Annotated in this window: 11 protein-coding genes; 9 read left to right on the forward strand and 2 right to left on the reverse strand. The window is 74.0% G+C overall.

All coding sequences use genetic code 11. The annotated features are described in order from the left end of the window. Positions 1 to 89: 89 nt before the first annotated feature. Positions 90 to 989, forward strand: a complete 900-nt coding sequence (locus AB8Z75_RS26220; protein ID WP_369206127.1) for an ABC transporter substrate-binding protein — start codon at positions 90 to 92, stop codon at positions 987 to 989. 64 nt (positions 990 to 1,053) lie between these two features. After that, on the forward strand, positions 1,054 to 2,433 hold the full coding sequence (locus AB8Z75_RS26225; RefSeq protein ID WP_369206109.1) for a hypothetical protein: 1,380 nt from the start codon (positions 1,054 to 1,056) through the stop codon (positions 2,431 to 2,433). A 60-nt stretch (positions 2,434 to 2,493) separates the two neighbouring features. Here AB8Z75_RS26225 and AB8Z75_RS26230 read toward each other — a convergent pair whose 3' ends face one another. Next, positions 2,494 to 3,642: an NADH-quinone oxidoreductase subunit D gene (locus AB8Z75_RS26230; RefSeq protein ID WP_369206111.1), complete on the reverse strand. Its 1,149-nt coding sequence runs from the start codon at positions 3,640 to 3,642 to the stop codon at positions 2,494 to 2,496. Positions 3,643 to 3,712: 70 nt separating this feature from the next. On the opposite strand from AB8Z75_RS26230, the gene AB8Z75_RS26235 reads away from it, so the two are divergent. The 7 genes from AB8Z75_RS26235 to AB8Z75_RS26265 all read left to right on the forward strand — a co-directional run bounded on the left by AB8Z75_RS26235 (position 3,713) and on the right by AB8Z75_RS26265 (position 8,965). Further along, entirely contained in the window at positions 3,713 to 4,282 is a 570-nt protein-coding gene (locus tag AB8Z75_RS26235; protein WP_369206113.1) for a PH domain-containing protein, read from the forward strand. Between the two features lie 92 nt (positions 4,283 to 4,374). After that, a complete protein-coding gene (locus AB8Z75_RS26240) occupies positions 4,375 to 5,724 on the forward strand; it encodes a PH domain-containing protein (RefSeq protein ID WP_369206129.1) in 1,350 nt (449 codons plus the stop codon). A 122-nt stretch (positions 5,725 to 5,846) separates the two neighbouring features. Further along, positions 5,847 to 6,773 carry a dihydropteroate synthase gene (gene folP / locus AB8Z75_RS26245; protein ID WP_369206115.1) on the forward strand — a complete coding sequence of 309 codons (927 nt, stop codon included), beginning with the start codon at positions 5,847 to 5,849 and terminating at the stop codon, positions 6,771 to 6,773. Next, entirely contained in the window at positions 6,770 to 7,297 is a 528-nt protein-coding gene (locus AB8Z75_RS26250; protein ID WP_369206117.1) for a nuclear transport factor 2 family protein, read from the forward strand. Before folP ends, AB8Z75_RS26250 begins: the two co-directional genes overlap by 4 nt. Before the next feature lie 173 nt (positions 7,298 to 7,470). Next, positions 7,471 to 7,830 (forward strand): dihydroneopterin aldolase, encoded by a 360-nt coding sequence (gene folB / locus AB8Z75_RS26255; RefSeq protein ID WP_369206119.1) that lies wholly within the window; start codon positions 7,471 to 7,473, stop codon positions 7,828 to 7,830. Beyond that, positions 7,827 to 8,423 carry a 2-amino-4-hydroxy-6-hydroxymethyldihydropteridine diphosphokinase gene (gene folK, locus AB8Z75_RS26260; RefSeq protein ID WP_369206121.1) on the forward strand — a complete coding sequence of 199 codons (597 nt, stop codon included), beginning with the start codon at positions 7,827 to 7,829 and terminating at the stop codon, positions 8,421 to 8,423. The genes folB and folK overlap by 4 nt, the downstream gene beginning before the upstream one ends. A 53-nt stretch (positions 8,424 to 8,476) precedes the next feature. After that, positions 8,477 to 8,965, forward strand: a complete 489-nt coding sequence (locus tag AB8Z75_RS26265) for a DUF3180 domain-containing protein (protein ID WP_369206123.1) — start codon at positions 8,477 to 8,479, stop codon at positions 8,963 to 8,965. 123 nt (positions 8,966 to 9,088) lie between these two features. Here AB8Z75_RS26265 and folE read toward each other — a convergent pair whose 3' ends face one another. Then, positions 9,089 to 9,694 (reverse strand): GTP cyclohydrolase I FolE, encoded by a 606-nt coding sequence (folE, locus tag AB8Z75_RS26270; RefSeq protein ID WP_369206125.1) that lies wholly within the window; start codon positions 9,692 to 9,694, stop codon positions 9,089 to 9,091. Between the last annotated feature and the right edge of the window lie 277 nt (positions 9,695 to 9,971).

Raw genomic sequence — 9,971 nt, forward strand, 5'->3', positions numbered from 1 at the left:
GGGCGCGTCCGCGSGCGCAGCACCCCTCCACCACCCGGCGTGCACCCGCGCGCCGACGCGCCCTCGCAGCGGGCGGCGCCGTCGCCGCACTGACGCTCTCGCTCGCCGCCTGCGGCGGCAGCGACCTGGAAGAGAAAGGCGGCAGCGGCGGTGGCGGCAAGGGCAGCCTCGTCATCGGCTCCGCGGGGTTCACCGAATCGGAGATCCTCGCCGAGCTGTACTCCGGCGTCCTGTCCGAAGCGGGCTACAAGACGAGCGTCAAGAAGGTCAAGAACCGCGAGCTGTACGAGCCCGAGCTCGAAAAGGGCCGCATCGACGTCGTCCCCGAGTACGCCGCGACGATGGCCGAGTTCCTCAACGCGAAGAAGAACGGCCCCAAGGCCGAACCCGTCGCCTCGCCGGACGCCGACAAGACCGTCGAAGCCCTGCGGAAACTGGCCGAACCGCGCGGCCTGAAGGTGCTGGACGCGGGCAAGGCGGTGGACCAGAACGCGTTCGCCGTGTCCGCGGACTACGCCAAGAAGCACAAGCTCAAGACCCTCAGCGACCTGGGCAAGTCAAAGCAGAGCGTCACCGTCGCGGCGGGCGACGAGTGCGAGACCCGCCCCTTCTGCCGGCCGGGCCTGGAGAAGACCTACGGCATCGACGTCAAGGGCATCGACCCCAAGGGCGTGGGCACCAGCCAGTCCAAGCAGGCCGTCAAGGACGGCAAGGACCAGCTCGTCCTGACCACCACCACGGACGCCACCCTCGACCAGTTCGGCCTGGTCCTCCTGGAGGACGACAAGAAACTCCAGAACGCCGACAACGTGCTGCCCGTCGTCAACGCCGATGACGCGGGCGGCAAGAAGGTCGCGAACGCCCTCGACAAGCTCACCCGCACCCTCACCACCGAGGACCTGACCGCCCTCAACCGCCAGGTCGACCAGGACCGCAAGAAGGCCAAGGACGTCGCCGAGGACTACCTCGCGAAGAAGAACCTGGCATAAGGACACCCCCGCGGCGACCTCGGCCGGTGTCGCCGCGCAAGCCGCGCACGGTAAATTCCCAGCCATGCCACGTGGACGTCATCGCCATTCCCCGCCGCTGCACCGCCTGCTCCCCCCGGCGGCGGTAGCGGTGGCCGCGCTGGCCTGCGCCGGCGGCACCTGGCTGGTGGGCGAGCCGGGCATCGGCGACCTGGACACCGTCGTCCTGCGCGCCCTCGCCGCCGCCTCGGCCGCCGCCGCCGTCACCGGCTCCGTGCTGCTCCGCCGGTGGGACAAGGCGGCGGGCAGACAGGTCGGCGACCTCAAGGCGCGGATGGCCAGCACGGCGTGGCGGGCCGAGGAGAAACAGGCCGAGCTGGAGGGCGAGGCCGAGGAACTGCGCGAGGTCCGCGCCAAACTGGCCGGCAAGCTCCGCGGGAAACGCGCCGAACTCACCAGGCTGCGCTCCGAGCACGCCGACCTGCTGCGCCGCTACGCCCACGCCGAGACCCAGCGCGCCAGCGCGCTGGAAGGCCGCCGACTGCTGGAGCTGGAGTCCGGCGCCCCCGCCGGCGGCAGCAGGGCGCTGACCGCGGACGCCACCGACCACCGCCGCAGCTCCGGCGCCCCCACCCAGCTGACCTACCTGCGGGCCGACGAGGCGCTGACCGCCCTGGCCAGGAACGTGGTGCGCCAGCGCGCCGCCGAGCGTGCCGCCGGCGCCCGGCGGCACGCGGACGAAGAGGACGCCCCCGAACCCGCCGCGTCGGCGCGCACCACGGCGGCCGGCCCCGCCGACGCGGACGCGGACGCGGACCGCGCCACGAGCGCGGAGACGGAGCCCGCTCCGGGCGCGGACGCCGCCGTCCCGGGCACGGGTGCCGTTCCGGGCACGGGCGCGGGTGCCGCTCCGGGATCGGGCGTGGACGCTGTCCCGGGCACGGGCGCGGGCGTCGTTCCGGGATCGGGCGTGGACGCTGTCCCGGGCACGGGCGCGGGCGCAGTCCCGGGCACGGGCGCGGGCGCAGTCCCGGGCACGGGCGCGGGCGCAGTCCCGGGCACGGGTGCCGTTCCGGGCGCGGGCGCGGGCGCAGTCCCGGGGTCGGGTGTGGACGCTGGCGCGGGCACCGTTTCGGAGTCGGGGGTGGACGCCGTCTTGGACAGCGACGCCCCTCGGGGCGCGGGCGCGGACACGGGCGCCGACACGGGCGCTGCTCCGGGCTCGGGTGGGGACGGGAGTTCGGGCGCAGCCCCCCTGCGCGCCGCAGGCCCCCTGCCCGCCGCAAGTGTGGTCGCCGCTCCCGCCACGCCCGTCGCACCGGCGTCCCCCGTACCGCCGCAGGCGACGCCCGCGGGCAGGGGGAAGCCGGACGAGGGTGCCGCCGAGCCGGACGGGCGCGACGGGGACACCGGCGGGTTCGACTTCTTCGGCCGCAGCAGGCGCGGAAGCGGCTCGCGTTCCTGAGCCGCTCCGTGGCGTGCGGCTGTGGCGTGTGGCCGTGGCGTGCCGCCGGTGGCCGCGCGGCTACTTGTCGATGTCGCCGACGACGAAGAAGAAGGACCCCAGGATCGCGACCATGTCCGCGACCAGCGTGCCGGGCAGCAGTTCGGTCAGTGCCTGGATGTTGTTGAACGAGGCGGAGCGCAGCTTGAGCCGGTAGGGCGTCTTCTCGCCCTTGGAGACGAGGTAGTAGCCGTTGAGCCCCAGCGGGTTCTCCGTCCAGGCGTAGGTGGCGCCTTCGGGTGCCTTGAGGACCTTGGGCAGCCGCTGGTTGACGGGGCCCGGCGGCAGCGCGGCGAGCCGGTCGAGGCAGGCGTCGGCCAGGTCGAGGGAGTTGTGCACCTGGTCGAGGAGTACCTCGAACCGGGCCAGGCAGTCACCCTCTTGGCGGGTGACGACCTTCAGGGCGTCCGCCAGCTCGCCGTAGGCGAGGTACGGCTCGTCGCGCCGCAGGTCGAAGTCGACGCCGGACGCGCGGGCGAGGGGACCGCTGACGCCGTAGGCGTGCACCAGTTCGGGGCTGAGCACGCCGACCCCGCGGGTGCGGCCCCGGAAGATCTCGTTGCCGAGGACCAGGTCGTCGAAGGTACCCATACGGGAGCGGACGGCGGCCACCGCGTGCCGTGCGCGGTCGCGCCAGCCGGCCGGGAGGTCGTCCTTGAGGCCGCCGACGCGGTTGAACATGTAGTGCATTCGGCCGCCGGAGACCTCCTCCATGACGTTCTGGAGCTCCTCACGCTCCCGGAACGCGTAGAAGACCGGCGTGATCCCGCCCAGCTCCAGCGGGTAGGAGCCGAGGAACATCAGGTGGTTGAGCACCCGGTTCAGCTCGGCCAGCAGGGTGCGGGTCCACACCGCGCGCTCGGGCACCTCCATGCCGAGCATCCGTTCGACGGCGAGGACGACGCCCAGCTCGTTGGAGAACGCCGAGAGCCAGTCGTGGCGGTTGGCCAGCACGATGATCTGGCGGTAGTCGCGCGCCTCGAAGAGCTTCTCCGCTCCCCTGTGCATGTAGCCGACCACCGGCTCGGCGCGCTCGATCCGCTCCCCGTCCAGGACCAGCCGCAGCCGCAGCACGCCGTGTGTGGAGGGGTGCTGCGGACCGATGTTGAGCACCATGTCGGTGCTCTCGGCCGCCCCGCCGATACCAACGGTCGTCTCCGTCTGAGTCATGAGGCTCATCCTGTCAGCTTCCTCCTCGCGGGGGACACGGCCTCCCGCCGCCCGCTCGTACGCTGAACAGATGACCGACCCCACCTCCGTCCCGCCCCCCGAGGCGGCATCCGGCGAGGCGGCGCCCGGCGAGACAGCGCCCGGCGAGGCGGCGCCCGAGTGGCGCGGCGTCGAGCGGGCGCTGCTGCCGCTGCGCAGGTTCGTGCTGCTGTGCTGGCTGCTGCCCCTCGCCGTCGCGGCCGGGGTGGTGCTCGCCCTGACGCTCGGCGCGGTGTGGGCGTCGTGCGCGCTGCTGCCGCTCGCGGCGGCAGCCTGGGGGTGGGGCGCGCTGCGCCGCAACTGGCGCTCGTGGCGGTACGCGGAGCGCGCTGGGGGCACCTCCCGGACGGAGTCTGGGGGAGACCTGCTCGTCTCGCACGGCGTGCTGTGGCGGGAGACGACGGTGGTGCCGTACGGGCGGATGCAGCTCGTCGAGGTGACGTCAGGGCCGCTGGAGCGCCGCTACGGGCTCTCCCGGCTCCAGCTGCACACCGCCGCCGCGACGACCGACGCCACCATTCCCGGGCTGACCCCGGCGGAGGCCGAACGGCTGCGCGACCGGCTCACGGAGCTGGGCGAGGCCCGTTCGGCGGGGCTGTGACCGGCCCGGCCGGGCCCCGCGGGCCCGAACCGCGGGGCGACGACGCCACACCGAAGCCCCAGGCGGACAGCCGTAAGCCCGGGCCGCGGTGGCTGCCGCGACGGCCCGAGGGGACGCCGCTGCACCCCGTCACGCCCTGGCGGCGGGCCTGGGCGCCACTCGCGGCGCTGCTGGCGTTCGTCGCGCACGACGCACAGCAGGCCCGCGAGTGGTCCGCGCACCTGACGGCCGGGTGGGCGACCCTCGGTCTGCTGGTGCTGCTGCCGCCGGCCGCCGCGTACGGCTTCCTGACGTGGTGGTGCACCAGCTATCTGGTCACGGACACCGAGCTGCGCATCCACACAGGACTCCTCTTCCGCCGCACCGCGCACATCCGGCTCGACCGCGTGCAGGCTGTCGACGTCGCCCGGCCGCTGTTGGCCCGGGTGGCGGGCGTGGCCAAGCTGAAGCTGGACGCCGTCGGCACCGAGTCCAAGGACGAGCTGGCGTTTCTGGGCGAGCGGGACGCCGTCGCGCTGCGCGCCGAGCTGCTGGCCCGCGCCGCCGGGATCGCGCCCGAGGCGGCCACCGAGGCAGGCGAGGCGCCCTCCCGCGAGCTGCTGCGCGTGCCGCTGCGGACCCTGGTGACGAGCGTGGCGCTGCTGGGCGCCGGGTGGGGGACGCTGCTCGCGCTGCTCGTCATGCCGCCGCTGATCTACCTGGCCTCGGACAGCGTGTGGCCGGCCCTGGCGACGGCGTTCCCGCTCGCCGGCGGGGTGTGGGCCAGCGGCGCCGGGCGGGTGATCCGCGAGTTCGACTGGACCGTCGCCGAGTCGCCCGACGGCCTCCGCCTCGACTCCGGGCTGCTGGACCGCCGGCACGCCACCGTGCCGCCCGGCCGGGTCCAGGCCGTCCACCTCGTCGAACCGCTGCTGTGGCGGCGGCGCGGCTGGACGCGGGTCGAACTGGAGATCGCGGGCGCGGGAAACCCCGCCAAGGACGACAGCGGCGGCCTGCTCCTCCCCGTCGCCCCGTGGCCGCAGGCCGCGGCGGTCCTCGCCCGGGTGCTGCCCGGTGTCGACCTGCACGCCGCCACCGCCGCGCTCACGCCCGTGCCCCGGCGGGCCCGCTGGTGCGCCCCGGTGGCGCGGCGCGGCTACGGGCAGGGGGTGACCGGCGAGGTGTTCGTCACCCGCCGGGGCCTCCTCAAGCGCCGCACGACCCTCGTCCCGCACGCCAAGGTGCAGAGCGTCCGCCTCGAACAGGGGCCCTGGCAGCGCCGGCACCGGCTGGCGGACGTCTCGCTGGACCACGGCGCGGGCGGCACCGCCCGCGCCCGCCTCCGCGACGTGCGGGAGGCCCACGCCCTGCTGAGCGCCCAGGCGGAACGCTCCCGCACCGGGCGCCGTAAAGCCGCCCCGGAACGCTGGCTGACCGCACCGGACCCCACCGCGGGCCGCTGACCGCACCGGACCCCACCGCAGGCCGCTGACCGCACCGGACCCCACCGCGGGCGGCTGACCGCACCGGTCTGTCCGCACGGGCCTGCGGCGCCTGGTGTCCGGCGGACGCCTACCCTGGGCACATGGGTGCGAGAACGCGGGGCCGCGTGGACGGCCTCCCCGAGTGGGACCGCTGCGCGGTGATGGGTGTGGTCAACGTGACCCCCGATTCGTTCTCGGACGGGGGGCGCTGGTTCGACACCGAGACCGCGGTCAAGCACGGGCTCGACCTGGTGGCGCAGGGCGCAGACCTCGTCGACGTCGGCGGTGAGTCCACCCGCCCGGGAGCCGCACGCGTGAGCGAGGACGAGGAGCTGCGCCGCGTCCTGCCCGTCGTGCGCGGGCTGGCGGGCGAGGGCGTCGTCGTCAGCGTCGACACGATGCGCGCCTGTGTGGCGGCGCGCGCGCTCGAAGCGGGCGCCGTCCTCGTCAACGACGTCAGCGGCGGTCTCGCCGACCCCGCCATGGTGCCCGTCGTCGCCGAAGCCGGTGTGCCGTTCGTGGTGATGCACTGGCGCGGCCAGAGCATCGACATGAACAACCGGGCCGTCTACACCGACGTGGTCGGCGAGGTCATCAGCGAGCTCGCGGACTCGGTGCGGCGCGCCGTGGACGGCGGCATCGACCCGGCCCGCGTCCTGCTCGATCCGGGCCTGGGCTTCGCCAAGCGCGCCGAGCACGATCTCGCTCTCGTCGCGGCGCTGGCCAGGATGCGGGCCGAGCTGGACCGGCCGCTGCTCGTCGCCGCCTCCCGCAAACGCTTCCTGGGCCGGGTACTGGCCGACGACAAGGACACAGCGCCGCCGCCCGCCAGGGAACGCGACGCCGCCACGGCCGCCGTCTCCGCGCTGGCCGCGCGCGAGGGGGCGTGGGCGGTACGGGTCCACGAGGTACGCGCCAGTGCCGACGCCGTGCGCGTCGCGCGCGCCGTCGAGTCGGCCGCCGACGCGCTTCCTGACACCCTGGAGCGGCGGGGGACGGCCCAGGGGCCGGCGGAGGCACCCCGATGAGCGGCACCAGCACCGACATCGAGGCGGTCGACGCCGCCAACACCGCGCTGTACGACGCGATCGAACGAGGCGACCTCGAGGCGCTGTCGGGCATGTGGCTCGGCGAGGGCGCCGACGACCCCGCGGACCCGGAGGGCGGCGAAGGCGAACACGGGGTCCGCGTCGTGCACCCCGGCTGGCCTGTGCTCACCGGGCGCGGCGAGGTGCTGCGCTCCTACGCCCTGATCATGGCGAACACCGACTACGTGCAGTTCTTCCTGACCGACACCGAGATCTCCGTTCTCGGCGACACCGCCCTGGTGAGCTGCACGGAGAACATCCTCTCCGGCGGACCCGCCGAGGAGGACGGTTCGGCGGGTCCGCTGGTGGGCGGACTCGTGGTGGCCACCAACGTCTTCCGCCGCACCGCGGGCGGGGAGTGGAAGCTGTGGTCCCACCACGGCTCGCCCGTCCTCGTCGAACAGGACGAGGACGGGCCCGGCGAGGACGAGAGCGACCTCGGCCAGGGCGACATCGAGCTCTGAGCCGCCCCCGCCGCTCGCGGAGAACGCGCCGAGGACCGTCGGCCGGGAATGCGCGCGTGGGCTCCGACGCTGTGGGGTAGGCGGCGCCGCGAGCCGCCGAGTACGCGGGTAGATTCGATCCGGTGCCGCGGTACGCCGGTACCGGACTCGTACGACCGACGGGAGTGATGCGCGTGGATCGCGTCGCACTGCGCGGCCTCACGGCGCGTGGGCATCACGGCGTGTTCAGTGAGGAGCGCGAGCGGGGGCAGACCTTCGTCGTGGACCTCGACATGGGACTCGACACGCGCCCGGCCGCGACGGAAGACGACCTGTCCCGTACGGTCCACTACGGCATCGTCGCCGAGGAAGTCGTCGCGGTGCTCGAAGGCGAACCCGTCGACCTGATCGAGACGCTCGCCCAGCGGATCGCCGACACCTGCCTGCGGCACGACGCCGTCCAGGAGGTCGAGGTGGTCGTCCACAAGCCGGAGGCGCCGATCACCGTCCCCTTCGAAGACGTGACCATCACTATCAAGCGGAGCCGCGCATGACGCCGAACAGTGACCCGACCGTACAGCCGGTGCCCGCCTCGGTGGTGCAGCAGGTGGATGCGGCCGACACGACCCTGCACAACCCGAACATCGCCGTCCTGTCGCTGGGCAGCAACCTCGGCAACCGGCTGGAGTCCCTGCAAAGCGCCGTCGACGCGCTCGCGGACACGCCCGGGCTGAAGGTCAAGGCCGTCTCGCCGGTCTACGAGACCGAACCGTGGGGCGTCGAGCCCGGCAGCCAGCCCAGCTACTTCAACGCGATCGTCGTCGTGCGGACCACCCTGCCGCCCTCCTCTCTCCTGGAGCGCGGGCACGCCATCGAGGAGGCGCTGGAGCGCACCCGCGAGGAGCGCTGGGAGCCGCGGCCCATCGATGTGGACATCGTCGCCTACCAGGGCGTCGTCTCCGACGACCCGCAGCTCACCCTGCCCCACCCGCGCGCGCACGAGCGCGCGTTCGTCCTCGTGCCCTGGCACGACATCGACCCCGCGGCGGAGGTTCCGGGCCACGGCGCGATCGAGGCCCTGCTCGCCTCCCTCGGCCGGGAGGGCGTCACCGCCCGTCCCGACCTGGAACTCGTCCTGCCCTCCTGAGCGTTGGTGCCCGTGCCGCTGCCGACACCGCACCCCCGCGAGGTGGAAGACCGATGAACCAACTCCGCGTCCGCACCCTGGCGGCGCTCTTCGTCGTCGCCGGGGTGCTCTCGTGGGGCGCCGCGAGGCTGTGGGACTCGCTGGACACGCTGCCGGGCGTCCCCGTCGCCGCCCCCATCGTGCTCGGCGCCATCGCGGCGGTCCTGCTGGCCACCGCGCTGTCGCTGCGCGCCCGGCTGAAGGCGCAGCGTGAGCGGGAGCCCGACGCCAAGGGCGTGGATCCGATGATGCCCGCCCGCGCCGCCCTCTTCGGCCAGGCGAGCGCCCTGGTCGCCGCGCTGGTCTCCGGCATGTACGGCGGCACAGGGCTGTTCCTGATCACCGAACGCGCCGACGTCCCGGCCCGGGTGAGCCAGTCCCTCTACGCGGGCCTCGCCGTCGTCGCGGGCATCGCGGTCATAGCCGCCGCCGTCTATCTCGAACGCGTCTGCCGCCTTCCCGACGACGACGAGGACCACCGCCCGCCGACGGCCCGCGCGTAGGGCCTCGCGTCCGGGCCCCCGCTTAGGCCTCTCGTCCGGCCCGCGTAGGGCTTTCTCGTCCGGCCCGCGTAGGGCTTTCTCGTCCGGCCCGCGCGCAGGGCCGGCCTCCCCCCGGTCCGGCGGCTACTTGGCCAGGATCAGGCTCATGGCCTCGGCGCGTGTGGTGGCGTCGCGGAGCTGGCCGCGGACCGCCGAGGTCGTCGTCTTGGCGCCGGGCTTGCGGACCCCGCGCACCGACATGCACATGTGCTCGCACTCGATGACCACGATGACCCCGCGCGGTTCCAGTATCCGCATCAGCGAGTCGGCGATCTGGGTGGTCAGCCGCTCCTGCACCTGGGGGCGGCGGGCGAACACGTCGACCAGCCGGGCCAGTTTCGACAGCCCGGTGATCTTGCCGCTCGCGGCGGGGATGTAGCCCACGTGCGCCACGCCGTGGAACGGCAGCAGATGGTGCTCGCACTGGCTGACGACCTCGATGTCCTTGACCAGGACCAGCTCGTCGTGGCCCAGGTCGAACGTCGTCGTCAGCACGTCCTCGGGGCGCTGGCGCAGCCCCGCGTACATCTCGCGGTAGGCCCGCGCCACCCGTGCCGGGGTCTCCAGCAGCCCCTCGCGGTCGGGGTCCTCACCGACGGCAATGAGGAGCTCGCGCACGGCGTTCTCGGCACGCTTCTCGTCGAACTCGCCTATCGGGCTGTCCCCGTCCAGGGTCACCGGGTCGGTCATGTGGTCCCTCGTTCCTTGACTCGCGCAGGGGGCTCTACCTCAGCCTTTTGCGTGCACACAGCGGAAAGCCGCGCCCCTCAGACGGTAACGCGAGGGGCGCGGCTGACATTCCACCGGTGGTGTACCGGGCGGGGGCTACCCCGCCGGCCTGGGATTATCCGTTGTCCGGGTCCGCGGGCTCGACAATGGCGTCCGAGTCGCGGGGGCCGATCTCCTTGCCCAGGTTGCTGCCGTTGTTGCTGCCCGTCAGCGCGGCGGGCGGGGCGGAGACCGGGGG

This window comes from Streptomyces sp. PU-14G (assembly GCF_041028275.1).
In the GTDB taxonomy this organism is placed as follows: domain Bacteria; phylum Actinomycetota; class Actinomycetes; order Streptomycetales; family Streptomycetaceae; genus Streptomyces.